Origin of the sequence: Bradyrhizobium sp. SZCCHNS3052, assembly GCF_032484495.1 — a bacterium.
Taxonomy (GTDB): Bacteria; Pseudomonadota; Alphaproteobacteria; order Rhizobiales; family Xanthobacteraceae; genus Bradyrhizobium.
The window spans coordinates 100516-126085 of sequence record NZ_JAUETB010000015.1; the positions used below are offsets into that span (position 1 = coordinate 100516).

25 protein-coding genes, 1 tRNA gene and 2 pseudogenes are annotated in these 25570 nt (G+C 63.7%); 15 read left to right on the plus strand and 13 right to left on the minus strand.

Annotated features, from left to right (window positions below):
• Positions 1-111 precede the first annotated feature (111 nt).
• The 3 genes from QX073_RS30845 (at position 112) to QX073_RS30855 (ending at position 2585) form a co-directional block, all read left to right on the plus strand.
• A complete protein-coding gene (locus QX073_RS30845; protein ID WP_315716455.1) occupies positions 112-1461 on the plus strand; it encodes a hypothetical protein in 1350 nt (449 codons plus the stop codon).
• Positions 1462-1465: 4 nt separating this feature from the next.
• A complete protein-coding gene (locus QX073_RS30850; RefSeq protein WP_315716220.1) occupies positions 1466-2287 on the plus strand; it encodes a hypothetical protein in 822 nt (273 codons plus the stop codon).
• Between the two features lie 91 nt (positions 2288-2378).
• On the plus strand, positions 2379-2585 hold the full coding sequence (locus QX073_RS30855; protein ID WP_172111383.1) for a hypothetical protein: 207 nt from the start codon (positions 2379-2381) through the stop codon (positions 2583-2585).
• Positions 2586-2649: 64 nt separating this feature from the next.
• Here the strand turns inward: QX073_RS30855 and QX073_RS30860 are convergent, their stop codons facing one another.
• The 3 genes from QX073_RS30860 to QX073_RS30870 all read right to left on the minus strand — a co-directional run bounded on the left by QX073_RS30860 (position 2650) and on the right by QX073_RS30870 (position 4789).
• Positions 2650-3312, minus strand: a complete 663-nt coding sequence (locus tag QX073_RS30860) for a DsbA family protein (protein WP_315716222.1) — start codon at positions 3310-3312, stop codon at positions 2650-2652.
• Between the two features lie 5 nt (positions 3313-3317).
• Positions 3318-4103, minus strand: coding sequence for a sulfite exporter TauE/SafE family protein (locus QX073_RS30865; RefSeq protein WP_315716223.1), 786 nt, complete (start codon positions 4101-4103; stop codon positions 3318-3320).
• 191 nt (positions 4104-4294) lie between these two features.
• Positions 4295-4789 carry a hypothetical protein gene (locus QX073_RS30870; protein WP_315716224.1) on the minus strand — a complete coding sequence of 165 codons (495 nt, stop codon included), beginning with the start codon at positions 4787-4789 and terminating at the stop codon, positions 4295-4297.
• Between the two features lie 191 nt (positions 4790-4980).
• On the opposite strand from QX073_RS30870, the gene QX073_RS30875 reads away from it, so the two are divergent.
• Together QX073_RS30875 and QX073_RS30880 are read left to right on the plus strand one after the other, a co-directional pair.
• The gene (locus tag QX073_RS30875; protein WP_316226882.1) at positions 4981-5292 is read left to right on the plus strand and encodes a PsiF family protein; all 312 of its coding nucleotides are present in this window, start codon (positions 4981-4983) and stop codon (positions 5290-5292) included.
• Positions 5293-5375: 83 nt separating this feature from the next.
• Positions 5376-6461, plus strand: coding sequence for an AbrB family transcriptional regulator (locus QX073_RS30880; protein WP_316171831.1), 1086 nt, complete (start codon positions 5376-5378; stop codon positions 6459-6461).
• Here the strand turns inward: QX073_RS30880 and QX073_RS30885 are convergent.
• Positions 6458-7000 carry a disulfide bond formation protein B gene (locus QX073_RS30885; protein WP_316226883.1) on the minus strand — a complete coding sequence of 181 codons (543 nt, stop codon included), beginning with the start codon at positions 6998-7000 and terminating at the stop codon, positions 6458-6460. The genes QX073_RS30880 and QX073_RS30885 overlap by 4 nt on opposite strands.
• A 173-nt stretch (positions 7001-7173) precedes the next feature.
• Between QX073_RS30885 and QX073_RS30890 the strand changes: the two genes are divergently transcribed.
• The 5 genes and pseudogenes from QX073_RS30890 (at position 7174) to QX073_RS30910 (ending at position 10930) form a co-directional block, all read left to right on the plus strand.
• Positions 7174-7258, plus strand: a tRNA-Leu gene (locus QX073_RS30890).
• Between the two features lie 211 nt (positions 7259-7469).
• Positions 7470-8840 (plus strand): tyrosine-type recombinase/integrase, encoded by a 1371-nt coding sequence (locus tag QX073_RS30895; protein ID WP_315716228.1) that lies wholly within the window; start codon positions 7470-7472, stop codon positions 8838-8840.
• A 142-nt stretch (positions 8841-8982) separates the two neighbouring features.
• Positions 8983-9108: pseudogene (locus QX073_RS30900) on the plus strand (efflux transporter periplasmic adaptor subunit); the annotation flags it as partial.
• Between the two features lie 170 nt (positions 9109-9278).
• The gene (locus QX073_RS30905; protein ID WP_315716229.1) at positions 9279-10091 is read left to right on the plus strand and encodes a hypothetical protein; all 813 of its coding nucleotides are present in this window, start codon (positions 9279-9281) and stop codon (positions 10089-10091) included.
• A 26-nt stretch (positions 10092-10117) separates the two neighbouring features.
• Positions 10118-10930 carry a hypothetical protein gene (locus QX073_RS30910; RefSeq protein ID WP_315716230.1) on the plus strand — a complete coding sequence of 271 codons (813 nt, stop codon included), beginning with the start codon at positions 10118-10120 and terminating at the stop codon, positions 10928-10930.
• A gap of 166 nt (positions 10931-11096) precedes the next feature.
• Here QX073_RS30910 and QX073_RS30915 read toward each other — a convergent pair whose 3' ends face one another.
• The 3 genes from QX073_RS30915 to QX073_RS30925 all read right to left on the minus strand — a co-directional run bounded on the left by QX073_RS30915 (position 11097) and on the right by QX073_RS30925 (position 13119).
• Positions 11097-11219 carry a hypothetical protein gene (locus QX073_RS30915; RefSeq protein WP_315716231.1) on the minus strand — a complete coding sequence of 41 codons (123 nt, stop codon included), beginning with the start codon at positions 11217-11219 and terminating at the stop codon, positions 11097-11099.
• Between the two features lie 8 nt (positions 11220-11227).
• Complete coding sequence (locus QX073_RS30920) at positions 11228-11506, minus strand: hypothetical protein (protein WP_316202557.1); 279 nt, start codon at positions 11504-11506, stop codon at positions 11228-11230.
• 233 nt (positions 11507-11739) lie between these two features.
• Positions 11740-13119, minus strand: a complete 1380-nt coding sequence (locus QX073_RS30925) for a hypothetical protein (RefSeq protein ID WP_315716233.1) — start codon at positions 13117-13119, stop codon at positions 11740-11742.
• Between the two features lie 218 nt (positions 13120-13337).
• On the opposite strand from QX073_RS30925, the pseudogene QX073_RS30930 reads away from it, so the two are divergent.
• Positions 13338-13520, plus strand: a pseudogene (locus QX073_RS30930) (LysR family transcriptional regulator); the annotation flags it as partial.
• A 219-nt stretch (positions 13521-13739) separates the two neighbouring features.
• Here QX073_RS30930 and QX073_RS30935 read toward each other — a convergent pair.
• The 6 genes from QX073_RS30935 to QX073_RS30960 all read right to left on the minus strand — a co-directional run bounded on the left by QX073_RS30935 (position 13740) and on the right by QX073_RS30960 (position 19197).
• Positions 13740-13868, minus strand: a complete 129-nt coding sequence (locus QX073_RS30935; RefSeq protein WP_315716234.1) for a hypothetical protein — start codon at positions 13866-13868, stop codon at positions 13740-13742.
• 46 nt (positions 13869-13914) lie between these two features.
• Positions 13915-14163 carry a hypothetical protein gene (locus tag QX073_RS30940; RefSeq protein ID WP_315716235.1) on the minus strand — a complete coding sequence of 83 codons (249 nt, stop codon included), beginning with the start codon at positions 14161-14163 and terminating at the stop codon, positions 13915-13917.
• Between the two features lie 91 nt (positions 14164-14254).
• Positions 14255-15271 (minus strand): hypothetical protein, encoded by a 1017-nt coding sequence (locus QX073_RS30945; protein ID WP_315716236.1) that lies wholly within the window; start codon positions 15269-15271, stop codon positions 14255-14257.
• 100 nt (positions 15272-15371) lie between these two features.
• On the minus strand, positions 15372-15677 hold the full coding sequence (locus QX073_RS30950; RefSeq protein ID WP_315716237.1) for a hypothetical protein: 306 nt from the start codon (positions 15675-15677) through the stop codon (positions 15372-15374).
• 260 nt (positions 15678-15937) lie between these two features.
• Positions 15938-18055: a S8 family serine peptidase gene (locus QX073_RS30955; RefSeq protein WP_316226884.1), complete on the minus strand. Its 2118-nt coding sequence runs from the start codon at positions 18053-18055 to the stop codon at positions 15938-15940.
• A 17-nt stretch (positions 18056-18072) separates the two neighbouring features.
• Positions 18073-19197: a phosphatase PAP2 family protein gene (locus QX073_RS30960; protein ID WP_316226885.1), complete on the minus strand. Its 1125-nt coding sequence runs from the start codon at positions 19195-19197 to the stop codon at positions 18073-18075.
• Between the two features lie 230 nt (positions 19198-19427).
• Between QX073_RS30960 and QX073_RS30965 the strand changes: the two genes are divergently transcribed.
• The 4 genes from QX073_RS30965 to QX073_RS30980 all read left to right on the plus strand — a co-directional run bounded on the left by QX073_RS30965 (position 19428) and on the right by QX073_RS30980 (position 25547).
• Complete coding sequence (locus QX073_RS30965) at positions 19428-21131, plus strand: hypothetical protein (RefSeq protein ID WP_316226886.1); 1704 nt, start codon at positions 19428-19430, stop codon at positions 21129-21131.
• A gap of 300 nt (positions 21132-21431) precedes the next feature.
• Positions 21432-22931 carry a bacterial transcriptional activator domain-containing protein gene (locus QX073_RS30970; protein WP_315751492.1) on the plus strand — a complete coding sequence of 500 codons (1500 nt, stop codon included), beginning with the start codon at positions 21432-21434 and terminating at the stop codon, positions 22929-22931.
• A gap of 197 nt (positions 22932-23128) precedes the next feature.
• Complete coding sequence (locus tag QX073_RS30975) at positions 23129-24385, plus strand: cytochrome P450 (RefSeq protein ID WP_316226887.1); 1257 nt, start codon at positions 23129-23131, stop codon at positions 24383-24385.
• An 82-nt stretch (positions 24386-24467) separates the two neighbouring features.
• Positions 24468-25547 carry a PEP/pyruvate-binding domain-containing protein gene (locus QX073_RS30980; protein WP_315751486.1) on the plus strand — a complete coding sequence of 360 codons (1080 nt, stop codon included), beginning with the start codon at positions 24468-24470 and terminating at the stop codon, positions 25545-25547.
• Positions 25548-25570 lie beyond the last annotated feature (23 nt).

Consider the following 25570-nt stretch of genomic DNA (forward strand, 5'->3'; position numbering starts at 1 on the left):
CACAATGTCGGCGGATTTTGTCCGCATTGGTTCTGCTCGGTCATACAGCGGGGGGCGCTGCACACGGGCGGCCATGACGCCGCCGAAGGTCTGCTCATGCCCTCGCCGCTGATGCCCTCGCCTGCCGCGTCCGTCGCGCAAGTCTCGTCCGCCCGCTCCTCCACCTCCGTCGTGCTCGCCAATGGCGTCAACCGTCTCGAGGTGACGCTGAAGCTCACGACCGCGATCCTGGCGCTGGCCGCCGGCGTCTACACCTATCTTGGCGTCCGCGAGCTGCTCAACGGCAGTCCGACCACGGTATTCTTTGCGGCGGTCATCTACTCAGTCGCGGTCTCGGTCGGCATCTACGCCTTCTGGGTGTTCATGATGCAGTTCATGCCGCACGTCACCAGCGCGATCGGGCGCTTGATGATGGCCGGCTGCATGCTGCTGGGCTCGCTGATGATCGTCGCGATGTCGTCCTGGCTGAATGCGTCGGCCCTGGCCGGCGCCGCAGCGATCCAGCAGCATCTCGCCATCACCGTGCAGAACTACACACGCGACCTCGACAGGGCCAACAGCCAGGCCATCGCTGCGCAAAGCCTGCTGCCGGACATCCAGCTCGCCTCCTCCCGCTTCGCCAAGCTGGCGGACGCCGAACGCGCGGGCTCGCTCACCGGCACCTCCGGATCGGGCACCGTGGTCCAGCTCCTCGCGCAGATGTCGACGCAGCTCGACGGACTGGGACAACAGGTCCAGGAGTCAGGCAAGCGCGTCTCTGCTCTCTACGAGCAGGGCGGCAAGAGCCTCGCCAAGATGCGCGAGCTGATCTCCGACCGCGGGCCGATCGCAACGCGTAGCGATGCCTTCGCCACGGAGTCGTTGAACCTGATGGGCGTGATCGCCAATCTGCAGCAGACCTCGGTGGCACCTGCGGTGAGGCGCGCCGCGACGTCGCTTTCGGCCGGATTCATCGCGCCTGCCGCAGGCGGACGCAGCGGCGACCTGGCCGAGCGCCAGACCGCCGTCGTCGGCAAGGTCGAGGGCGCGATCGCCACCCAGGCCGCCTCGCTCGCCGACGCCGCCGACAAGATCCTGGCGCTGCCGCGCATCGAGCCGACCCGGTTCCAGACGCTGTCGCCCGCTGAAGCCGTGCTGCGCTACGCTGGCGACTTCATCCCGAGCTGGGCCGGCGCAATCTCGATCGACCTGATGCCGGCGGTGCTGGTGCTGATCCTCTGCGTCGTCCATGCCGCCATCCGCCGCGAGGGCCTGCCCGCCGTGAGCGCCTCCAGCCTGACCGCCGCCGATCTCGTCACCGCATTGCAGATTGCGCGCGAGGTGGAGGACGCCAGGCGGGCGGCCGAGCGACGGCCAGCCGAAACGCCCACGGAGGAGCCTTCTGCACCGGCCATTGAGCCGGCGCCGGCCGCGGTGGATGAGAACGTGACGTCGCTGTCATCGGCTCGAATCGGAAAGTAGTCCCGTGGCTTCGGCGCTGAACCGACGCGTCCATGCCTGGCTCGCGGACAATCCCGATGAGAGCATTCTGCGTTGGGTCTTCCGCAGCATCCTCGTCGTCACCGTCGCAGTTCTCGCGGCGGACCTGCTCGAGTTGAATGCTCCGCAAGTGCCATCGGATGCGGCCCCGCCTCAGCTCGACATTCGGCGCGACGCGCCGGACCTGCCGGAGGAATCACCATCCGTGCTGGCGCCCCTGATGAAGCGGCTGATGCCGCTGCCGCAGGGCGATCGTGCCTTGCAGCAGCCGATTCAGTTCGAGCTGCGCGGCGGCGGCCGGCTGTTCGCGACCGGCACGATTACACCCGGCAGCGCGCGCAGCTTTGCGGACGCAGTCGAACGTCATGGCGAATATATCAGGACGATCGTGCTGAACTCGCCCGGCGGCTCCGTCGCCGACGCGTTGGCGATGGGGCGACTGATCCGCGCGCGGAAATTCGCAACCGAAGTGGAGGCGGGAAAATATTGCGCCTCGTCGTGCCCGCTGGTGTTCGCCGGGGGTCTCGAGCGCCGGGCCGGCGAGCGGGCGATCATCGGCGTGCATCAGATCGCCGCAGTCCCCACGTCCGGGACCGCCGTGAGGTCCGGCGACGACATGAGCCTTGCGCAGAACATCTCGGCGCGATGCCAGCGCCATCTCGCCGAGATGGGCATCGATCTGAAGGTCTGGGTGCATGCGATGGAGACGCCGCATGACCAGCTGTTCACGTTCAAGCCCGACGAGATGAAAACACTCAATCTCGTCACCTCGCTGCCGGAATCGCGGCCTGAAAAATCGCGCAGTTAGGATGTTCTGATCGCGGTGGACCGGGACCGCGGCGGGCGCGGAACCAAGTTTCGACCGCGGCGTTATTGGCCGTCACACTGGAGAACATGACATGCGGACATTCGTGGGAATGATCCTGGGGGCTCTCATTCTGGGGTTCGGCGTCTACATCCATGATTCGATGCAGACCTCCGAGGTCGCCAACGGGCCGACCGCGCAGACGCGCCGGACGATCGTGAACTGGGACGTCGCGGCGGACAGCTGGAATTCACTCAAGACCCGCGCACATGACGACTGGGTTCGCATCTCGTCGAAGTAACGCGCACGACGCTGCTGTTTTCAGGGCGCCTCGGCCGTTGGTCGGGGCGCCTTTGCTTTGCCAATCAGTTGGCCGCCCTGGCCTTGCGCGCGTCGGCGATGACCTGCTCGAACTGCGCCATGGTCAGCACGCCGGGTACCCTGAACTTGCCGACGATGAAGGACGGCGTACCGCGGAAACGCAATCCCCGCGCCTGCTTGTCGTTGCGCGCCAGCATGTCATCGATGGCCTTGGCGTTTGCGGCGAGGTCGCGCTTGGCGCGGTCGACGTCGACTCCTGCTCCCGCGAGCAGCTCGTCGATGCGCGGTTCGGTGAGCTTCGAGCTGACGCCGATCAACGCCTCATGCGCCTTGGCATATTTGTCCTGATATTTGCAGGCCAGCGCCATCCGCGCGGCAACCACGGAAGTCGGCCCGAGAATCGGCCACTCCTTGAGAACCCAGCGCACCTTGCCATCATCATGGATGACCTGCTGCAGCTCGGGATCGAGCTTGCGGCAATACGGACAATTGTAGTCGAACCATTCGACGATCGCGATGTCGCCCGAAGGATTGCCGAGCACCGGCGCATCGGGGTCGCGCAGCACCGCGCCCTCGTCGGGCTCGTCGGCATCCTCGGCGCGACTGTCGCGGGGCCACAAGGAAAGCGCCGCGCCTGCGCCAAAAAGCGTCAACACGTCACGCCGGCTGCTGGCGGAGGTGATCGCAGTCGAGGGGACGCGCTTCATTGAGGTCAGCTCCAGATATGCAGCAGGCTGCGTGTCAGCATATACAGCGCCACCACCGCGATCACGACGGAAAACACCACGTTCAATGCGCCGCGCCGTCCGGAGAGATGGCGCGCCAGGCGCGTGCCGGCAAGGCCACCCGCGATCCCGCCGGCGATGAAAAGGCCGGCGAGATCCCAGGCGACGAGCCCGGACCAGGCATAGCTCGCCGCGGTGGTGAGCCCGAAGGTCGTCACCGCGACCAGCGACGAGCTGACCGCATTCATGATCGGCATGCCCGTCGCAGCCATCAGCGCCGGCACGATCAGGAAGCCGCCACCGATGCCGAAGAAACCGGACAGCGTGCCGGTGGCGAGGCCGAAGCCGACGATCGCCGGGACGTTGGCCATGCTCATCTTCACATCGGGGGTGCCGATGCGGGCGCGCGTCTTCAGCATCAGCATGGCGATGACCATCATCACCAGCGCGAACAGCGCCAGCAGCTTCTGGCCGTCGACCATCTTGCCGAGCAGCGAGCCGGTGAAGGCGCCGACGATGCCCGCCGTTGCGAACAGCGCCGCGATCGGCCAGATCACGGTGCCGCCGCGCGCATGATTGGCGAGATTGATGGCCGCGTTGGTGGCGACCGCGATGGCGCTCGAGCCGATCGCGATGTGCGGCTCGGGCACGCCGACGACATAGACCATCAGCGGCACCGCCAGCACCGAGCCGCCGCCGCCGACGAGGCCGAGCGAGAACCCGACCATCGCGCCGCAAAACAGGCTGAGCACACCTTGGACAGCAGAGATCATGGCGAGAGCAGGGTCATTTCCCGCACAGGAAGGCAAGCCCCAAAATCACCGGAGCAGCAATGCCGCCGCCACCGCCGCGCGACCGGCGCCGAGCCGAGTCCGGCCGGCGGTCTCGCGGCGATGCGGGGCGTCGAGAGCGGCGGCCGAACGCATGATGCCTCCGGCCGCCGGCAACGTCTCGTCAACCCGGATCAGGCAGCGCCCTTCAGCTTCTTGGTGCATTCGCTGTAGTAGCCGCCGCCCTTCTGGATCCACTTCAGGCCGCCATTGGCGTTGGTCGCCTTGTTGGCATTGTACTGATCGACGCAGGTCTGCAGACGCGCCTTGCCGGGCTTCTCCTTGGCGTATTTCGGGTCCACCGCGTTGGGGAACACGGCGGGACCAGTCGGCGCGGGAGCGGCCTCCTTGGCGTCGGATTTCGCCGCCTTGGCCGGCTTGGCCTCGGCCGCAGGCGCGGCCGGAGCCGCCGGTGCCGCGGCAGCGGTGGCATCGCTGCCGCACTGGGCCTTGCGGAAGTCGTTCCACTTCTGGCCGCCCAGCGTGCCGGCCTCCTTCGCCTGCTTGTACTTGGCGCTGCATTCCTGCGCGGTCAGCGCTTTCGCCGGCGCGGCGGCGAACGTCGCGAGCCCGATCACGGCCAGCGTAGCGAGTGACGAAGCAACCAATGATTTTGCGTGAAAACTCATCCTCGATCTCCCTGTGGAGCATGGTGGAATGGGACGGTAATTCTAGCGAGACGCCCGCGACCGACAAAGCAGGCGGGAGCATGGCCGCGCGAAAATATAATTTGCGTCGCGCGGCGATCCGGCTCATTCCATTCACTGCGGGTTCAGCATCGCCGGACATCGCAGCGTGCCTTTCGTTCGAGGACTTCAGCATGAGATTCACTGCCCGGGCGGCGATTGCGGCCATCGCAATGACCACCCTGTCGGCCGCGGGCCCCGCCCGCTCGCAACCCGGATTGACGCTGCCGTCGCGGCCCGATGCCGCCACCGACAAGTTCGCTACCCTCGACAAGGCGGCGCGGCGGACGATTTCCATCGCCTGCTCCAAGGAGGCCGACGAGCAGGGGCTGAAGGGCAAGGCACGCGGCAAATTCCGCTCGGCCTGCAAGCGCGACAAGGCCGCGGCCGCCGCCGCGACCACACCCGTGCCCGCTCCCTTGCCGACGCCCGACAAACCGAAATGACCGCCCCCTGCGGGCGCATGCGCGCATGGCGCCTGCGCAGCGGCGGGAATTGTTCGCGCAGGCAGGTTTTGGCATAAGGCGCCGTGCGCCAGATCATCTCCTCCCTCCCCTTTGACCTGCCGAGCCGCGCCAAGACCCTGAGCGCGATCGAGACCCTCGTGCTCGGCACCGCCGGCGGCCTGATCTTCCTCGTCGCCCATCTGCCCGGCGGGCTGATCTCCGGCGCGATGATCGCGACCGCGATCGCCGCAATCGCCGGCCGCCCGCTGGCGATGCCGCCGATCCTGACCCAAACCGTGCTGCTGCTGCTCGGCATCTCGATCGGCGCCGTGGTCTCGCGCGAGCTGATCAACCATGTCAGCGCCTATCCGGTGACCATCGGCCTCCTGGCGCTCGCGACGTTCTGCTCGACCTTCGGCTCCAGCCTCTATCTGCAGCGCGTCCATGGCTGGGACCGCACCTCGGCGCTGCTCGCCGGCAGTCCCGGTGCGCTGTCGCAGATCACGATGCTCGCGGTGGAGCGCGGTGCCGACCTGCCGGCGATCGCCGTGGTGCAGACGCTGCGGGTGATCATCCTGACCGCGGCGCTGCCGCTGGTGCTGGCGGTGGCCGGCGTCGCACCGGCGGCGCCGATCTCGCTCGGCCAGAGCGTCGCCTCGCCGCTCGGCCTGCTCGCACTGCTGGTGGCCTCGCTGGTCGCGGCGATGCTGATGCAGCTGATCAGGTTTCCGGCGAGCTGGCTGTTCGGCGCGATGGTCGCCAGCGGCGTCCTGCACGGCACCGGCCTCGTCGAGGGCGGCCTGCCGGATTGGATGCGCGGCGTGGCGCTGGTCGGCATCGGCGCCCTGATCGGCAGCCGCTTCGCCCGGATGCGGGTGAAGACCCTGGTCGGCCATATCAGGGCGGCGCTGGGCTCGTTCGCGATCGCGGTGGCGATCTCGGCGCTGTTCGTCACCGTGATCGTGCTGGTGACGCATGTGCGCTTCTCCGACACCATCGTCGCGTTCGCGCCCGGCGCGATGGACGCGATGATGGCGCTGGCGTTGACGCTGCACATCGACCCGATCTTCGTCGGCGCGCATCACCTATCGCGCTTCGTGTTCGTCACCATCGCCACCCCCGGCATCGTCCATTTGTTCGGACGGCCGCAGGAGGACGTCGACGACTAGGCGCGCTTCCGGGCGATGCCCCAGCCCGCGATGGCGGCGATGGCGGCGATGGCGAGCGAGATCAGCACGCTGTAGCCGGCGAGCGACAGGCCGAGGAAGCGGAATTGCACCTCGTCGCAGCGTACGACCTTGACGCTGTCGAGCCGCTCCAAGAGGCTGCCGGCGCTGCCGAGATTGCCGATCGGCCCGGTGCATTCGGTCGGCCCCGGCCAGAAGCCCCATTCGACGCCGGAGTGATAGACGCCGAGCCCGGCATTGCCGAGCGCGGCCAGCGCGACCACGCCGAGCCCCGCGAGCACCAGCCCGCGCGGCGCGCCGCCTTTGGCGGCGAGCACGATCAGCAGCCCGAGCGGCACGATCGCATAGTAGGCCCAGCGCTGCTTCAGGCAGAGCTCGCAGGGCTGCAGGCCCCAGACCAGCTGCATGTACCAGGCGCCGGCCAAGGCCGCCGCCGCGATGCCGGCCGCGAGCAGCGCCGCCGCCACCGCCGGGCTCATGGCTCCCGCCGCGGGGCGCGCCATCACAGAAGTATTGGTCATCGGTCCTCCCGAACGGGGCTGCATCCGGTCCCATGCCGGGCCGTTCCGGCTCCTACTCCGGCCCGCGAAAGCTGTCGAGATGCGCGCCCATCACGTCCGTGCGGGTTGACCCGGCCCGGCCGCCCGCTATAGTCCGCCCGCTTCGCTATGGTTCCTGCACAGGCCCGGCGAATGCCCCTGTGGCGGAACTGGTAGACGCGCTCGACTCAAAATCGAGTTCCGCAAGGAGTGCTGGTTCGATTCCGGCCAGGGGCACCAACTAGGCTGTTCAAGCCCGTTCTAAAGCGTTCGCAGCCGTCCGCGCAGTGCTAGGAAACCCTTGAAAAGCAGGCGCTTCCGCGTACATCGGTGTTCGTCACCGTTTGTTCTCGTCCGATCCCAGCCGTCCGATTTGTTGGTATTTTTGTTGGTATCGGGAGAACAAACGTTCACGGCGACTTTCGCTATTCCGAACAACGGAATTGAGCAGATGGCTCTCAAGAACCACAGCGCGTGCGCCAACCCCGAGCAGATCAGGACCGACGTCGACTGCCGCGCCGCCCGACCGAAATTCGACAAGGGCGTGTGGAGCCCCGCCAAGATTTCCGACGTGACCGGCGGCGGTCTCTATCTCTTCGTCACGCCGGACAAGAGCAGACCAGGCAACGCTGCCTCCAAGCTCTGGCGGATGGGCTACCGCTTCCACAGCCGTCAGAAAACCTATTCCATCGGCCCTTACGGCAACGGCAAGGATGGCACGTTCTCGCTCGCCGACGCGCGGCGCGAGCGCGACAAGGCGAAAGACCTGCTCAAGGAGGGCAAAGACCCGAGCACGGAGAAGCAACTCGACAAGCACAGGCAGGCGGCCGCCCGGCCTTTCGAGCAATGGGCCGACGAGTGGCTCGCGAAGAAGAAGGTGGAGAAAGTCAAACGCGGCAGGATCGTCGCGGTGCGCGACCCCAAGACCATCGAGGTCCTTGAACTGCGCGTCGGCTACGTCAAGGACCGCTTCGGCAAGCTGTGCAGGCAGGACATCAAGCGTCCGGACGTGCTCGCTTTCATGCGTTCATACGAAGCCGAGGGAAAGCTGGAAACCCGCGACCGCGTGCGCAGCATCGGTGAGCAAATCTGCGACTATGCCGATGTCGAAGGCTACGGCTACAATCCATTCCGCAACCTGAATGGGCAGATGGTTGCCAACATTTCGACGCCGCGTCCCGGCGTCACCGAACCACGCGACGTGACGCGCGTCTTCAAACTCATCAGCGCACCGTGGACGAGAGCGAGGTTTGGTGATGTTGTTGGCCTTGCCTTGCGCTTCGATGCGCTGACCATTCCCCGCCCCGGCATGGTCAATGAAATGGAGTGGAGCGAGGTCGATTGGGATGCCGAACGCTGGACTGTTCCAGCCGCCAAAATGAAGACCGGTTGGGACCATGTCGTGCCTTTGTCACGGCAGGCACTCGCAATCCTGCGCAGCGTTCAGAAGCTGACCGGCCATCGCCGGTACGCGTTTTCCTGCTCGAAAGACGCGCCGCTATCAAACAACACGCTCAACAGGCACTTGCGGCTGCTTGGCATTGACACCAAGACTGATCATTGTGCCCACGGGTTCCGGACCACCTTCTCGACGCTGTCTCATCACGAAGAGATCAAGGATGCCAAGGCTTGGGATGGCGATGTCGTCGAGCTGCAGCTCGCGCATCTCGATAATTCGACTGTGGAAGGGCTTTACAAGAAGCACGGACCGCTCGCGCTGATCGGCTCCCGCACGAAGCTAATGCAGCATTGGGCTGATCGGATCGACCACTGGCTCGATCCCAACAAGGTGATGCCGATCAAGCGCGACACGCAGGCCTGAGTCACCTATCTTCAGGCATGGTTGATGCTGCCCGGTTCGATCCGTGGCGAGCTCATGTGATAGTCGTCGACGCTTTTGCATTTCGTGCTGAACGGATCGATTTGTCGCGGATCTCGACGAACGCGCTCCTCGCGGCCAATTACGCGCTCTGGAGACCCGTCAGACCGAAGCGCGACAGGCGAGCTTCGCCGTGGCGGAGCGACGCCAGATGCTTCGGCTCAGCGGCCTTTCGGACGAGGCGATCTCGAAGCTGACCAGCGAGGCAGCGCGAGAAGACGAGCCGATCTAGCGCTCAACGGACTTGCGCAACGATCAGAGCTTTCGCACAAGTTGACGCCTAACGGCGTTGCATTTGCTTTGATTTTGCAACACTACCTTCGGGAGCGGCATTCAAGCCATTCGCGCACATCACGGAAGCAGGGCAAGCGGGGGAAGGACATGGAGTGGGGCGTCATTGTCATTGTCGCTGCTGGGGCGTATTTCCTGGGGCGGAGCTCGCGCTCTCAAAAGGTGCCGGGTATCGCACCGTCCCGCTCGGGCATAGCTGCGGCAACAGACCGTGAGGTTATGCTCAGCACCTTTCGCCGCGAGATCGCCAATTACCTGGTGCGTCTCGACCCGGACCGTTACCTGCGGCTCTATCGCAAGGCACGCTCAACCGAAACCGCGATTGAAAAGGCCGATAAGGAAGAGCGTGAGGCCCAGCTCTTACTGCTGACGAAGCGCTACCCGCAATATGAGGATTTTGACCTGGTCAATACCCGGGCTCACGTGCTGTACGCAGATGGTTTGGACATGCACTCACTCGAAGAGATCGAGGAACACTTCCTGAACCTGGTCAAGTTTCAAGCGCTACAGCGAACCTTCGATGAGGATTGGAAATTCAGAGGCCCTGCAACCAGCGACCGCGACCTGGAACACCTGCAGGATTACGTCAAAAAGATCAAAGACACGCGCTTTCTGCAGCGGCTCAAGAACGCGGTGCAGGAGTTTTACGTGCACAGGCGCGACAGCCAGGAGCTTGGTCCAGGCGAGCCCGATTTTGAGACCAACACGCTCGCAGTTTTCCGACGGCCCCACTATGCGGAGATTCGCTACGGGTTTCATTTCAAAGACACCGACGAGTACGGCCTCTATGGCGCTTTCTTTGCCGACGATCGCGACAGACCTTACGAAAGCTATTATCGTTCAGATCGCATGTTTGAAGCTGAAACCGGCTTAGACCACCTGCGCCTCAACGAACCCATCTAAGCGGGCGTACGGCGGATACTTCAAACATGAACTCGGCGCCGATAATCGATGTCTGGAACGTGGCGACCTTTGACCCGACGCTGCTGCGCATGCTTGAGAAAGAGGCGGCGCTCATACGCAACTACCTGACCACATCACGTCAGCAATTTCTTGAGCGGGAGGCGTCCGACCACACCGGGCCATACCTGACCAACCCCTATGCAGGCGACCATCAAGCTTTCGTCGAAGCCGTAGGCCGGGAAATGAACAGCCGGACGATAAGGGCCTGGCATTACACGCGCCTGACTGATGATGAGGTCCACAATATTCAAGAGAACGGCATTTGTCCGGGCACCCTTGATACGCTGCGGCAAAGGCTCGAGGCGCAGGTAAAGACCGGCCGCCTGTCAACGGAAGACGTAGAAGCGCTCTATGCCGCAAGTCCTTGCCACCATCAGGAGCAACAACCTGGTCGACTGGGCAAGTTCTGGATGACATCTGATCCGGTTGAAATTGACGATGGCGGCGTGGAGCTGCTGCTTGCGAATTGGGGAGGCGAATCGACATACTTCTGGCTGGAGGACGAGAGGCTGGAGAAGCTTGTCGCCGGCATCGGACGGCCTCGTGTCCTCGAAATAGCCGTTCCTATCGAGAAGACCCGCCATTGGCTTAATGCAGGCCGCGCTGTGGTCCGCACATTTGCGCGGATGCTTCGCTGCCAGCCCGATCGTGGCGCATTCGACCTCTATACTTTTGAGCCGCTAGACGCAGACGCGATACTGGGCATTCATAGCGACGGCGAGCCGAATTTCCAGAACATGGGCAAAGGCTACCCCATCGGATATGTCGCGCCCTCTTAGGGCCGGCGCATCTAGTCCATCTTGGTGGTCGGGTCGATGTGCAGGCTGTAGGCGTGTGCCGCATCGCAAGGCTTGCTGCCTGCACGCCCGCAACCTGGCCAGCAACGATAGCGCTCATGCGGGCCTGGATGGCCTGCTGCTGAACTCGGACATGCCCCTACCCCGTTCAGCGCCAAATCCATGGCGCCGCGATCAGTGCGACAATGATGATGGCGGCAACGATAGCCATCCATCCCTGGGCGTCAAAGTCGAAGCTGGGGCCTTTGAATTTCAGTTGGTGGTCGGGCATGACATCATCTATGCGACGGCCTTCTTCTTTGCCACCTTCAGCGGTCTAATCGGGAGCTTCTTCGCAACAGCCTTTTTCGGCACGGCCTTTTTCGCGGCCCGAGCTGGTGCTGTCGGCGCCGGCGCGGCGGCGGCCGCCTCTTCTTCCTCGGCGTCATCGAGATAATCGCCATCGAGGTCGGTTGCCGCAATCTCATGGGCGCGATCCTCGAGGCCCCGATACTTCTCCTTAGAGAGCCCCGGCTGCCCGTCCTCGTGCATCTTTTTGATGACCAGGTACGGGTTCATGATCAAGGCATGAGACAGCGGGCCCGCCTGCCCCGACTGGAGCTTGATGAAGCCCAGGTCGGCCAGCTTGCGGATTTTCTCGGCCCAGGTGCGCTCGGCCAGCTATCCAATGAGAATGGTCGTTGCTGAACAAGTGTGCACTCATCGCCAACCGCTCGCGGCGACAGGTGCCGGGGCGCTCGGAAACCCAGAGCCTGGCTCACGCACGCTCTTAGAGTTTCCTTGCTCTCACTTCATCTCGATTGCAGGAATGCCTTGTGAAGGTCGATACCACAATCATATGTACCGCCACATCCGGAGCATGCTTGGGCAGTCCATGTTACCTCAACTTGCTCATCGTCGTTTATCGTTCCCAGGGGCTGGTCAAGACTTGGATAAGCGCTCGGGCTACAGTATCCTTTACCCGCCATCCTGTTTGACCACTTGTAATCACCTCGTTTGAACTCCTGAGCGTTTTGGAAATCAAGCTGTCCGGTATCGGCGGCTTTCCAGCCCTCTTGAAGTTGCTGAGTTTTAACTGCGCGCAAAAAACCCTTGCCACTCTTCATATGAGGACAAGCCAATGTTCGCTCGGTACCTTGCGAGCCTCTAGCGGACCACAAGTCCCAGTAGCAAGCTAGGCATCTGCCATTGCCATCCGTCTGCACGCAGGGCGAAATCGGCTTGGGGAGCTTCGGCGGGATGTAGAGATGAGCGGAATATGTCGCGCTAGATGGCGTCACCGTCACTGCCCTTGCGATAATCTTGCTGGGCAACGCCTTGTCCTTCCGCTTAATCGCGAACTCACCGGCTTTCTTCGCTGCTGCACTCAGCTGGATTGGACTATCAAGTTTTGACCCGGGCGCCACATTGTCTGTTTCAATTTCAAGAGTGACTTTGTCGAGCCCGTCGGGATTGTTCCACACAAACTCTATAGATGCGCCGAGTTCGTCCAGACTCACGAGCTGTACAATCAGGCCGATTTTGTCTCGATTGATGCAACTGCTCCAGGCCTTGACCGCTTCGTCAGGCAGATAGACCAAGAGCTCTGCGCCTGACTGATACGTATCTCTATTGTAGCTTGAGAGATTGAACAGCTTCTCCCTGCTGCTCTTGAATTCATCAGCAGAGCCGCTGAAGTACTCGGGAACATCAGCCTTGTAGTTCTTCTGCTCTTCACTCCATTTGCTGGTGTCTACCAGATTTAAGGTCGCTAGCCTTTCAGTGAAAGTCTTTTGGGTCCAACTCGTGTTGTACGCCTTCAGCACATCTCTGCACTCGGACGGAGATGGCGCTTCTGCTAAGGCACATCCGGCAAAACTCGCCAAGAAAAATATTGATGCTAGAATTCGATGGTACGTCATTGGCACCTCCCGCCTGCCGTTAACTCTCTTAGTAATACAATCTCGCGGAACACAATCAACAACCTTCATGCGCGTTGAGGTGAGGCGGAAGGGACTTTGCCCGGTACGTTCGCCCATGAGAAATGATGGATCGACCGCCTCGATGACGCCGCCGTGAAAGCCCTGCACGTAGGGCGCGATTGCTCCGGCCGACACGCTATCCGAAAATCCCCGACTTGCGCTCGCGCCGGCCATTTGCTGGCCATTATTAAACCCAAGATTGTGCGCCACACAATCATCTTGTCGACCAACAATCCGTTTCTACTAGCGACGCCGGCTTCTCCAACTGGCCGCTTTGCGAATCCGGCTGCCACAAATCTTTCGATTCGAAGTTTCTCCTTCGCCGCCAAGTACATTCCGCGTGATTTCAACACGCTTAATGCAGTCTCTTATGACATTTCAGCATGATAGATAATAAGCACTCCACCGGAACGGCACTTCACAGCCGGATGTCGGCTTTTGACCTGCAGCATCTCCGCTACGCTGTAGCAGCTGCCGACTACGGAAGCTTTCGACAAGCGGCCGAAGCACTATTGCTTCAGCAGTCCACGCTCAGCCGCTGCATTCGGCAGCTCGAACACTCGATTGGCGTTGTGATCTTCGATCGCTCGAGCGGTGGGGTGAAGCCAACGCCCGCCGGCCGGAGCGTTCTCAGGATGGCAAGAACGATCCTTGAGGAATTTGAGACGCTGATAGCAACAGCAATATCGACCCGAAATGGTGAGACCGGCCGGCTTGCTGTTGGCTTCTGTACATCGCTTTCGGCGGGCAACCTGAGAGCGTCTTTGCTCGATTTCCGGCAGAGATTTCCGCAGATCGAACTCGCTACGGTTGAGCGAAGGCGCACACGTTTAGCCCGCGGGGGCGGTCTTGTAGCACGCGAACATGTCGTCAGCAGCTGCCGTCTCGGCTGCGGCCTGCGCCGCAAGGATGCCGCCCGCGACGGCGACGGCGAGACTGGCGAGGCTCATGCGCTTCATCGGTACCTTCCTTCATGTGATGGACTGGATCCCGCCGGTGCCCGCCTCAGTTTCCGGCGGCGCGGACCTTCTGGTAGATCAGCGTCACGATATCCTTCACCAGTTCGCAGCCGGCGAACTCACTCGGCGTGTAGCTGGCGCGGCGCCACCCCCGCAGATGCCGGCCGATGTCGTAGATGTCATAGGCATCCAGGCCGAGATCGCCGGCGAGCGAGGTGGCCTCGGTCGCCGAGGGCCACTGGCGATGGAAATAGTCGAGGACGTATTGCTCCACTCTGTCGCGCGTCGTCGTCATGGCTTCCTCCGGGATTGAGGGATTGGGACCGCGCGCTGACGGACGAAACCTGCAGGACGCGGCCTGCAGGTTTCATCTGCCGCTCGCCGCATCACTTGCCGAACAGAGGACCGACGGACGGAAGAATGACCGCCGTGACCGTTCCCTTCGCGCCGTCCGCAGACGGCTTGCCGAAGCCGAGGTTTGCAGGCGACGGGAAATTGCCTGGCGACCCTCCGCCTGTGCCCTTGCACCAGCCATTGGCCGGCGCGCCCTGGCCTCCGGGGCCCGGATTGCCCGGGCTGCCGCCCCGACCTGGGAGTCCGGCCCTCCCGCCGACATTGTTGATCCGCGAATAGCTCAGGACTTCGTAGGCAGGTCTGGTCGTGACGAAGATGAGATCGGCACCTTGTCCCCCAGCGCCGGCGTCACCGCCGCGTCCTCCGGGACCGGCAGCGCCTCCCGTCCCGCCGGGGCCGCCACCCTCCTTGCAGTCGAACAGGCTCGTAGCGCCCTCCTTGCCGTTTCCGGCCCGGCCGCCGTTGCCGCCTTTCCCCCCGGTCCCACCATCGCCGCCGTCAATGCCGCGGAAGAGAAGGACGAGGTTGAGAAGACCAGCCGGGATCGGCCCTTTCGGATCGGAGAGTTCTCCGGCGACCAGATAGACGTCGGGCAGTTGCCGGGTCTGTCCGGCCACGGCAGGCCCGCCAGGGCCGCCGGGGTAACCGGGATTGCCAGTCCGGTTGGTCTCGCCGGGATTGTCGGCGCCATTGGGACCTGCGGGGCCGTCACTGCCGACGGCGGCCACGGCCTGCGGATCGCGCTGGATGATGCTGTAGGTGTCCGGGTTGGCGAACTTGATGCGTTGCGCGGCCACCACGATGTAGGGATAGTTCAATCCGGTCAGCGTCAGCTTTGCCCCCGCCGCGAAGGAAATCTCATCCGCCTTGATGATCTGCTGCGCGAATTTCTCCTCGCCGCTGATCGGAATCAGCGTCTGCGTCAGCGGAGCCGCCTTGATCGCGGCCGCGATGTCGGGCGGCAGTGAGCCTGTCGGAATCTGCTGTTGCGCCAGAGCGACGCTGGGCAACAGCATGGCGGAGCAGGCCATCAGTCGAAGACTCTTCATCTGCAATCTCCTCACGTCATCATGATTGTTTGAAGCAGCGTCCCGCTTTCGAGACGCCGCGCCTGGACGGCGAGCAGTCATCCATGTCGCCGAACAGCGCCTAGCGAGATCCCGGAATCGGGAAGCGGACGTTTCCCTCGGCGCTGTTCCGGGTCACGTTGCCGCCGAGCGAGACATCGCGGTTGACGTTGAGCCGCGGCTCGTTGGTGGAAGGATCACGGCTGATGTTCGGATAGTTGGTCGGAGGCGGGGCTGGAGCGCGGAAGTTCTGCAACCGCTCGCTGTCGGTCTGTTGATGCGGCTGATAGGTCGGCACCAGGTCCTTGAGGTTCTGACCGGAGGCCTGGGACATCAGCAAGGGCGAGATGATCAAGCCCATCACGATACGGATATTGGATCTGCGCATTGAATCCTCCTGTGTCTCGTTTGCACGGGAGGAACTATGCCGAGGTGGTGTGAGACGATCGTCAGGACATCGCAAGAGCATCGTCAAAAATGCATCGGAACGACGCCATCTGCACTCACGCACTTGCGCTATCGCGCGCGTCGGCAAGGGCGCAGCGCAAGAGGCATCGGATCCGGGCTGGGAGTCGAGGCGCGCGCCTGTGCTGGCTCACTGTCTGCCAGCATGCTGCAATTGCGCGGCGGCGAACCAGGGAGTCGGGCTCAGCGCAAGTTTGGGCTGCGCGGATAGGTCCGCGGCGGCAGGCCGGGGTGGCCGCTCGCACGCAGGATGAAACTGCCGATACGGGCATGGTCACACGGCGAAGCGGCCACCGCGTCCTGCTTGATCGGCTCGAGCACGGCGGCGCCCGGCGGCGGACCGTCGGAGCTGGCCACGGGACCGTCGGTCACCGCAAGCGACGCAAGCACCGGGCCCGGTTGCAGCGATGCGAGATAGTCTGCGAGCCGACGTACGAGTTGCGGCGCTGCCACGCTGGTGCCGCGCATCGCCACCACCGAACCGCTCCGGGTACCGGCCGCGAGCACGCCCCAATGCGCGGGCCCCTGGTCGGCGATGGCAGCACAATCGGGCTCGGCGCGCCCCGGCGTCGGACCGCTCGCCGTATAATCCGTCGGCTGGCCCGCGGCATCGACGGCGCCGACCACGAGCGCGCCCGCACCGGTCGCGAGCGCCGACAGTGTGTCCTCGCGAGTCATGGGGCAGCCGCTGCTGTCCGGATCGCTGTAGCTGCCATCCAGCGCCGCACGCTGATAGCCCCCTGCATGATCGAAATAGGACTGACGTCCATGCTGCACGTAGCCCAGCGGGGTATCGTCGCGCTGGATGTAGAGATGTGCGGTCAGCGGCGCCTCCGATCCGTTGGTGACGGAAAGCCGCCAGCGTCCGGCCGGCGCTGGATGCCTCACGCTCCAGCGCGCGGTGGTCGGATTGACCGACAGATGAAAGCGGACGCGATCGGGCTGGCCGGCCACCTTGGCCAGGTGGCCATTGATGGCGGCGATCGGCTTGCCGTCATCCTCCAGCACCTGCACATCGCCATCACCGAATCCATCGATCTTGCGCGGCACATCGCCGGGCGGCGTCAGGCTGACGCCGACGCGCGGCCATTGCTGCGCGATCGCTTCGCCGTCGAGCCAGATCTCGAGATGATTGGACGTACCGTCATCCGGCAGCATGATCCAATCGATCTGATCGGAGGCGCCGGGCTGCACAACCATCCGCCCCGTCGTCCGCTCGCGATAGCTGTTGCCGGCCGGCAGCACCAGATAGGTCGGGCCGCCGCGTTGGTTGCGACGCTCGATCATCCGCGACAGAGCCTGCTCGATCTCGTGGCTGCCGTTCTTGGGGCCGGCCGCGATGCCATAGCTGAAATTGATGACGAGCGGCAGCTTCGGGTTGATCCGGTCGGCCCACAGCATGATCTGGCGCGCCCCCTGCAGCACGTAGCTCGCCATGGTAACGCCGGTCGTATCGCTGGACACCGGCGACGGCAGCTGCACCGCCAACAGAGGCCGCTTGCTGCCGATATCCTCCGCGGTCGGATCGTAGCCGCCGGAGAGATCGAGGATGTGTGTGCCGTGCGAGACGCGTTGCGCCAGCGGCTTGCGTTGTTCATTGCCGAAATCGGTCATGCCGAACGCGCGATAGATGTCGGCCTCGCTCGCATTCGCCGCAAACAGCGCGTCGAGCTCCTCGCCGGTGAGCCGCTGCCCGGCGGCAACGCCGAAATCCTTGGTCCGGCGCTCGACATCCTGCAGCCAGATCGCTCGGATGCGCGATCTGCCGCTCCTGCTGCGAAAACGGCGGTTGGCAAAGGCGATGCCGTCATCGATGACGCCGATAGCGACCTGCCGCGTCAAATCCGTCAACGGCTTGCCGAGATCGGTCGGCGCGGCGATGCCAGAGTCGAAGCGCAGGCCTGGAATCGGCGGGCCGACATGGATCGCCGTGAAGAGACCGTTGGCGGCAGTGCGATTGGCGATGTCTTCGGGCCGGTAGATGAAGAACTGCACATCGCGCGGATCGTCCGGCGGCGGGACGCGACCGATGCGGATGTCGTCGATCAGCTTCGTCAGCAGATCGAATTCGTCGGCCGACATGCGGACGGTCAGCGCGTCAGCAGGCTCGTCCGGCTCGTGGCCGGCGGCCACGATGGCGGCCAACTGGCCGAGATGGGCCACATAGCTGCCATTGGCCTCCGGCAGCAGTTGGATCTGCACGCTGCACCAGTCCAGCCTCTTGCCGAGTGGCCTGTTGCGCAACTCCCAGTCCAGATAGGGATTGGCTCGTTCGGCCCGATCTCCTCGCCAGTCTCTCATGCGCCTGTCCTTTCGTGTCAGCCGACGATCAGGCGGCACTCGGCGAGCGCCTGCGTCCAGAGATGCTGCAAGATCGGCGAGGCTGGAACGGTCGATGGCGTGCCGGCCTCGATGATCGCGCCGCCGCCACCCTGCTCGCTGGCGACGTTCGCAGCGGCCGATCGCCTGTAGGACATCGCCAGCACATCGTCGTAGCGGAAATCGTCGTTGAACCCCCGCCCGTCGAACTTGCGCATCGTGACCTGGCCGCAGCCAGAGCAGCGCGCAATGAACAGCTCCGCCAAGGTCCAGCCCAGCACCATACCGGCCACGCTGTCGACCGGAAAATGCACGCCGGCGACCGTCCGGTTGATGGCAATGCGCTCGGCGTGGCGCATCAGCTGCACGAACACTGGATCGGTCGCATCGACATCGTCCCGCCCCGTCCTCGCCTTGCGCATGAGGGCATTGATCACGAAGGCCGCGGCAAAGGATTCCGTGGCATGGCCGCTCGGCAGCGACCCATGCCCCGGCGTCTGGATCATCGGCTGTATCTGCGGTGAATATTCGATTGGGCGCCGGCAGGTGAGCGCATGCTTGACCCGCATTTCGATCGTGGTCGTCACCTGCAGGATCAGCGCCAGCAGCTCGGCGGTGTGCGGGCTGCGGCTCGGATTCCAGTATCCGACCAGGCCCAAGAAGCTGGTGAAATCGTGCAGCTCGGCCAGGATCTCGCTACTGCGTTCCATCCGGAGCGCGGCATAGTTGAACACCCAAGCCGCTTGTTCGGCGAAGTCCGAGGCATTGGGACGGATCATGTGCACGATCGGCGTGAACGTCTCATCGCTGCGGCCACGGTACTGAAGCGAGATCGAGGTCTCGCCTTCGTCATAAACAAGGCCCGACAACAGCTCGCCAGCGAAGATGCGCAGTCGCACGTCGCGCGACCAGCGATCGAGCGCCTCTGGCCCGGCACTATAGTGATCAGGCGTGTGTGACGGCTGGTTCCAGTAGCCGACGACGCCCTCCCGGCTGGTAATCAGCGCGCGTGCACGCGATGAGGCGCGGACACGGCGGCCCTCGCCGCTCTCACCGCTTTCGCCGCTTTCGCCGCTCTCACCACTTTCGCCGCTTTCTCCGCTCTCACCGCTTAGCCATGCCATCTGCCGCCTCCCTGCCTGGCCCGGCGGACTTGCTCCGCCCGTTACCACTGAATGGTCGTTTTGACGGCACGCGCGGTCAAGCCGCCGGCCTTCGAAATGACGGCGTTTCACGGATTTTTCACGTTGACAGCAAGGGTGTTGGAGACTTCACTACTCAATCATTGGTTTCCGTATTTTCACGACTGATTACATCATGGTTGTGGGCGACGAATGTGAGCTCAGATCCAAAATTGCTGATCAAGCTTCTTGGTCCGTTCCGCGTGGTCAAGGCTTCTGGCGAGGATTGCACGCCCAGGGGACGCAAGGCTTGCGCTCTCATTGCGATGTTGGCGCTGGCGCGTGAGCACAAGCGGTCGCGGGTCTGGATCCAGGACAAGCTCTGGGGGAGCCGCGGCAAGGAGCAAGGCGCGGCCAGCCTTCGCCAAAGCCTGACCGAAATCCGCAAGGCGCTGGCCGACTGCCGCTCCCTGCTGTGCGCCGACAGCTTCGCCATTTCGCTCGATCCAAAGCTATTTGAGACCGACATCGCCCGTTACGCTACCGCGTCACCGCAGCACGATATGGCGCCTCCCCAAGGTGAGCTTCTTGAAGGCTTTGACATAGCAGAGGAGGAGTTCGAGGATTGGCTGCGCGAGGAGCGTGCGCGATTCCAGATGCACGTCGCGCCGTCGCCTGACCTCCGCCACGCTGCCAATCTCGCGACCGATCTTGCAGCGCACCTGCAGCCCGCCGATGAGCGGCCCTCGCGAAACCGAATCGTCCTGATCCCCGGCTGCCGGACAGGCCCGTCGGATACTGCGGTCGTGACCGACAGCCTCGTCGATTCCATCGCCAAGACGATCAAGGAACTGGGCGTAGCCACGATCCAAGACCGGCGCGACATGAGCGCGTCGGCGGCCTGGCCGGCGGACATTTTGCCTGGCGATGGCCCGATTGGTAACGATGGCTCCTCGGCCGGCACGCTCTCCCTGCGTTCTGATGTGTTCGGATCTGACACGAGCAAGATCGTTCGGCTCGCGCTGTTGCAGCGCCCTGCCAACACGCTGGCATGGTCGTCGACATTGCAGATCAACGGCGAGGGTACGCTCGACCTGAACGACACCAATGTGATGAGAACCATCAACCTGGTGGTCAACTTCGCCGTCGATCAACTCGCTCATATCAAGGATGGCGCTCCGAGGTCTGCCTCCCATCTATGCTATGCTGGTATCCTGCGCCTGTTTCGACTTGGCAGAGCCAACTTCGAGTCCGCCGACAAGCTGTTCGCGGCTGCTTTCGCGGCCGAGCCACGCGGCATCTATCTCGCGTGGCGCGCCTATTTGCGCACCTTCATGCTCGCCGAGCGCCAATTCAACTGCCGCCAGACGCTTGAGGCGGAGGCTTTCGATCTGATGTACCGGGCGCTGGAGCTCGAACCCTACAACTCCTATGTTGCTGGCCTGAGCGCGCATGTCCATTCCATGATGCGACGCTCGTATGTTGCCGCCTATGAGCTGGCCGAGCGAGCCATTCAACTGAACCACGCCAACCCGATCGCCTGGGCCTGCCTGGGAATCGCAAAGAGCTATCTCGGCAAACCAGAGGACGGCTTCCAGCACACATTGCTTGCCCGTACGATCGCTGGTGCGGCACCTTTCCGTTTTCAGCTCGATGCCCTGAGCTGCATTGCGGGGACCATGGCGGGAGAACTCGACAAGGCCGTCCATCTTGCAGAAGCCAGCCATGCTCTTGCTCCGACCTTTGCTCCACCCTTGCGATATTTGTCAGCTCTCTATGCCCATAATGGGCACCGTGAGCTTTCTTTCGAGATGGTTCGCAAGCTGCAGACAACGGAGCCGGACTTCTCATATGACAAGCTGAGGGATAAAGCCTACCCCGCGGCTGGCCTGCATCGAACGTCAATCATCAACTCGCTGCCAGCCCGACAGTTCTAGCGGCGTCACACTTCATCCGAGAGGTCAGGGAGCGGCGATCCACGAGCGCCTGACGGTCTAGAAGAGCCTCGCGTTGAGGCAATCAGCTCCGCTGGCGTGCTCAATCCGCATCCCGTTCCCGCAAACCCGAACATGCATCGTTGCTGAAAGCGATTCATTTCGCTGCCGCATTTCACGGCTTCTGGATCTCGCCAGCTTGCAGGAATGCTTGCGAAACAGGGCCTTGAAACCCTCCGGCGGCCGCTCTTAGACTACCCCCAGTCTGGCTGACTGCAATGGGGTTGCCGCGGGTGAGTACCCATGACCAAGAATAGTTGTGTCAACCTCGCGCTATTCGCGACGCAGCAAAAGCTTCTTTTTGCGGACTTCTTCAAGCTTTACCAGACTGTCGCACAGCCCTGCCGGATCTTCGTGATCGCGGCGGACGTCAACGCGGTCGCGCGGGTCGAGAAGCTCGCAAAGCGCATCAACAAGACCGGATTCGTCGAGGGCAAGAGCTTTGTCGAGATGGCGCTGCTGCGGGTGCCGATCTCGTTTCGAGATGTCGCAGGCCGAATCGAGAGGTGGGTGGCACCAACCCGCAAACAAGGTCCTGCCCTGCTCGTCGTCGACATGAGCTGGGGCCTCGAGACCAACTCGGCGACGGCCAATTTCGAGGGTTGGCCCGCACTTGCGGAAACGCTCACCCAGCAGTCCGAGGTCTCGATCGCCTCTCTCTATAACCGCCGGGTGCTGATCGACGAGCAGTTGCTCGTCGCGCTGCGCGGCCATCCGCAGATCCTCACCAGCGCCGGACTGGTGGACAATCCGCATTGGCTGCCGTCGCGGCTGCAGACGCGCGGCGCATTGCGCGAGCAGGTCGATTTCTGGCTCGGCGCGATCGCGCCGGAGTTGCGGATCGGGACATCGGTGGCCGCGCTGCACGCAGCCGAAGGCGCCGACCCCATGTGGCTGTTGCGGCGATCGGCGGAAGAGCCCAGTACAGTTCATCTCGACAGCCGCGACCGCTGGAAGATCCGCTGCTTCGGACGCTTGCGGATCTATCGCAACGACGGCAGCCAGGTGAACTGGGACCCGCCCGGCGGAGCGACCCGCAAGACTAAGACCCTGTTCGCCTATCTGCTGCAGAAGGGCGGCCATGGCGCAGCCACCGACGAGCTTGCGGATCTGCTCTGGCCCAACGCCGAGGACATTGAGGCTGCGCGCAACCGCCTCTATCACACCGTGCGCTATCTGCGGCTGGCGCTCGGCCAGCCCAACGGACGCGACGAGACGCGCAACTATGTCCGGCGCGAGGGATCGCGCTACGTGCTGGTGCCTCCGGAGCGCAGCTGGCTCGACATCTCGACCTTCGAACAGCTCTGCCGTCAGTCCCAGGGGCACATCAAGGCCGGCGCCAGCGACGAGGCGCTGATCTGTCTGCAGGCGGCGGACCGTCTGTACACCGGAGACCTGTTCGAGGACATTCCGGTCGAGTACGCCGACGATGGCGAGCGCGACTGGTGCTGGAGCAAGCGCTATTGGCTGCGCGACATGTTCTTCAAGGTGCAACGCGACGCGGCACGGATCTATCTCGAACGCAACGACCACTCGGCCGCGCTCGCGCATTGCCAGAAGGCGCTGGCGATCGACCCCTTGTGCGAGATGGCGCATGCCGAGGCAATGCAGGTGTTCAAGGCGCAAGGCCGACGCGAGGCGATCGACCGCCAGTTCAAGCTGTACCTCGACTCGCTCAAGCATTTCGACAACCGGCCGAAGAGCGCCTCGCTTCAGGAGCTGCACCGCAAGCTCACGGCGTGAGGCCGCTCGTTCGCGACCGGCTCGGTCACACGACCTTTGCCGGCCAAGCCATGCGCCATGGGGGGTGCCGCCGCCAGCAGAATTGACGATTTATCTCAATTTGCCATAGAGTTATGGGCTAAAGAAAACCCAAAGGCCGCCGCTTAGAGTGAGCCCATGACAACGTCGCCGGCAAAGGCGGCGAATGGGAGGACGACATGCCAGGTTCGGCAGCTCAGCTGGCGCGGTGCCCCTATAGCGACGCCGCCAAAGACTTCGATCCCTTCGAGATGCGCGATCCGTTCCCGTTCTATGAATGGGCCCGCGCCGAGGCGCCGGTCTTCTTCTCCGACGAGCTGAAATACTACGTCGTCGCGCGCCACGCCGACATCAAGGCCGTGTTCGACGACTGGCGCACATTCTCCTCGGAGAACGCCCAGGCCCCGCTTCGCCCGATGTGCGAGGAAGGCAAGCGCATCATGCGCGAGGGCGGCTTCACCGCCTATTCCGGCCTGTCGGCGCGGGTACCGCCCGATCACACCCGCATCCGCAAGCTGGTCCAGGGCTGCTTCGGGCCGCGTCGGTTCAGGGCGATCGAGCCGGAGATCAAGGCGATCGTCAACCAGGCGATCGATGCCTTCGCCGATCGCGGACATGCCGACTTCTTCCGCGAGTTCGCCTATGATGTGCCGGCGCTGGTGCTGTTCAAGCTGGTCGGCATTCCCAATATGGACGTGCCGCGCGTGAAGTCCTGGGCGGTGAGCCGCGCGCTGCTGACCTGGGGCGACCTCAGCGACGACGAGCAGATCGTGCATGCGCGCAACATGGTCGAATACTGGACCTACTGCCGCGCGCTGGTGCGTCAGCGCCACGATGATCCGACCGACGATCTGCCCGGCGATCTGGTCCGACTGCAGAAGGACGGCGCCGAGATCAGCGACGAGGAGATCGCCGGCGTGCTCTACAGCGCACTGTTCGCCGGCCACGAGACCACGACGACCTTGATGGCCAACGGCATGCGCGAGCTGCTGCAGCGGCGCGACAACTGGGAAGCCATCATCGCCGAGCCGCAGCTCATTCCGAATGCGGTCGAGGAGTGCTTGCGCTTCAGCCCGTCGATCGTGGCCTGGCGCCGGCGCGCCCTGAAGGACACCCAGATCGGCGGCGTGCCGGTGCCGAAGGACTCCAATATCCTGCTGCTCATCGGCTCCGCCAATCGCGACGAGGCGGTGTTCTCCGCGCCGACCCGTTTCGACGTCCGGCGCACCGACGCGAGAAGCCATCTGGCCTTCGGCTACGGCATTCACACCTGCGTCGGCCAGCAGCTGGCCCGCATCGAGTTCGCGATCGCGCTCGGCGAGCTGACCCGCAGGCTTCCTGGCCTCCGGCTCGCTGCCGACCAGACCATCGACTTCGTTCACAACATCTCGTTCCGCGTGCCGACGGCGCTTCGGATCGAATGGGACGTGGCCTGACACGACGATCGTCATTGGACCGCGTTTCACAAGCAACAACAAGTCCGGAGCCGATCCGGGCCATAAGGTGGGGAACAGACGCATGGGCGCCAACGCAGCCGCATCCTTCATCGTGCCGTTCGAAGACGCACGCGAGGACGACTTCCCGCGCATCGGCGGCAAATGCGCGAGCCTGGCGCGCATGATCGCACAGGGCGTGCGCGTTCCTGCGGGATTTGCGGTCGCGACCGACGCCTACGCCCTTCATCTTCGAAGCAACGGACTCGAGGCGACGATCAGCGAGCGCCTGTCGCGGATCGTGCTCGACGATGTCGATGACGAAGAGAAGTTGTCGCACGAGATCCGCGACGCAATCATGGCGCAGCCGATGCCGGGCGCGGTCGAGCAGGCGATCCGCGAGGCGTATCGCCGGATGTCGCCCGACGGTCAGTTGCCGGTGGCGGTGCGCTCGTCGGCAACCGCCGAGGATCTGCCCGACGCCAGCTTCGCCGGCCAGCAGGATACCTATCTCTGGGTGGTCGGCGAGGACGCCGTGGTCGAGAAGGTCAAGGCGTGCTGGGCCAGCCTCTTCAACGCGCGCGCGATCTCCTACCGTGCCGAGAACGGGCTCGGCCAGATCGACGTGCTGATGTCGGTCGGCGTCCAGAAGATGGTCAACGCCGCCGCCGCGGGCGTGGCGATGACGCTGGATCCGATCAACGGCGACCGCACCAAGATCGTGATCGATTCCGCCTTCGGGCTCGGCGAGCCGGTGGTCTCCGGCGAAATCACGCCCGACAATTTCGTCGTCGAGAAGGTGCTTCTGCAGGTCATCAAGCACCGCATCGCCGAGAAGGATTTCGAACTCGTCGCCGATCGCGCCGAGCGCCGGACCGTCGAGCGCGTAATCGCGCCGGAGCGCCGCACCCTGCCCTCCCTGACCAATGCCCAGGTGCTCGCCGTCGCCAGGCTCGCCAAGTCGCTCGAGCGCAGCATGGGCTGTCCGCAGGACGTCGAATGGGCGATCGACGCCGATCTCCCTGAAGACGAGAACCTCGTGGCGCTGCAGAGCCGGCCGGAGACCGTCTGGAGCCAGAAGAAGAAGCAGTCGACCGCGATCTACGAGACCGGGATTGCGGGTGTACTTGGAACGCTGCTGGCCCCGGTCCAGGCCAAGCGGTGAGCATCACGACAACAAGCAACAGA

Coding starts and splice junctions, on each gene's coding strand:
- QX073_RS30920 (WP_316202557.1), bottom strand. CDS start 11,506: ATGAACCCGTACCTGGTCATCAAAAAGATGCACGAGGACGGGCAGCCG.
- QX073_RS30885 (WP_316226883.1), bottom strand. CDS start 7,000: ATGACCAATACTTCTGTGATGGCGCGCCCCGCGGCGGGAGCCATGAGC.
- QX073_RS30950 (WP_315716237.1), bottom strand. CDS start 15,677: ATGCGCAGATCCAATATCCGTATCGTGATGGGCTTGATCATCTCGCCC.
- QX073_RS30870 (WP_315716224.1), bottom strand. CDS start 4,789: ATGAGTTTTCACGCAAAATCATTGGTTGCTTCGTCACTCGCTACGCTG.
- QX073_RS30875 (WP_316226882.1), top strand. CDS start 4,981: ATGAGATTCACTGCCCGGGCGGCGATTGCGGCCATCGCAATGACCACC.
- QX073_RS30910 (WP_315716230.1), top strand. CDS start 10,118: ATGAACTCGGCGCCGATAATCGATGTCTGGAACGTGGCGACCTTTGAC.
- QX073_RS30980 (WP_315751486.1), top strand. CDS start 24,468: ATGGGCGCCAACGCAGCCGCATCCTTCATCGTGCCGTTCGAAGACGCA.
- QX073_RS30955 (WP_316226884.1), bottom strand. CDS start 18,055: ATGAGAGACTGGCGAGGAGATCGGGCCGAACGAGCCAATCCCTATCTG.
- QX073_RS30960 (WP_316226885.1), bottom strand. CDS start 19,197: ATGGCATGGCTAAGCGGTGAGAGCGGAGAAAGCGGCGAAAGTGGTGAG.
- QX073_RS30860 (WP_315716222.1), bottom strand. CDS start 3,312: ATGAAGCGCGTCCCCTCGACTGCGATCACCTCCGCCAGCAGCCGGCGT.
- QX073_RS30855 (WP_172111383.1), top strand. CDS start 2,379: ATGCGGACATTCGTGGGAATGATCCTGGGGGCTCTCATTCTGGGGTTC.
- QX073_RS30905 (WP_315716229.1), top strand. CDS start 9,279: ATGGAGTGGGGCGTCATTGTCATTGTCGCTGCTGGGGCGTATTTCCTG.
- QX073_RS30935 (WP_315716234.1), bottom strand. CDS start 13,868: ATGAAGCGCATGAGCCTCGCCAGTCTCGCCGTCGCCGTCGCGGGCGGC.
- QX073_RS30895 (WP_315716228.1), top strand. CDS start 7,470: ATGGCTCTCAAGAACCACAGCGCGTGCGCCAACCCCGAGCAGATCAGG.
- QX073_RS30970 (WP_315751492.1), top strand. CDS start 21,432: ATGACCAAGAATAGTTGTGTCAACCTCGCGCTATTCGCGACGCAGCAA.
- QX073_RS30940 (WP_315716235.1), bottom strand. CDS start 14,163: ATGACGACGACGCGCGACAGAGTGGAGCAATACGTCCTCGACTATTTC.
- QX073_RS30975 (WP_316226887.1), top strand. CDS start 23,129: ATGCCAGGTTCGGCAGCTCAGCTGGCGCGGTGCCCCTATAGCGACGCC.
- QX073_RS30845 (WP_315716455.1), top strand. CDS start 112: ATGCCCTCGCCTGCCGCGTCCGTCGCGCAAGTCTCGTCCGCCCGCTCC.
- QX073_RS30865 (WP_315716223.1), bottom strand. CDS start 4,103: ATGATCTCTGCTGTCCAAGGTGTGCTCAGCCTGTTTTGCGGCGCGATG.
- QX073_RS30915 (WP_315716231.1), bottom strand. CDS start 11,219: ATGCCCGACCACCAACTGAAATTCAAAGGCCCCAGCTTCGACTTTGAC.
- QX073_RS30945 (WP_315716236.1), bottom strand. CDS start 15,271: ATGAAGAGTCTTCGACTGATGGCCTGCTCCGCCATGCTGTTGCCCAGC.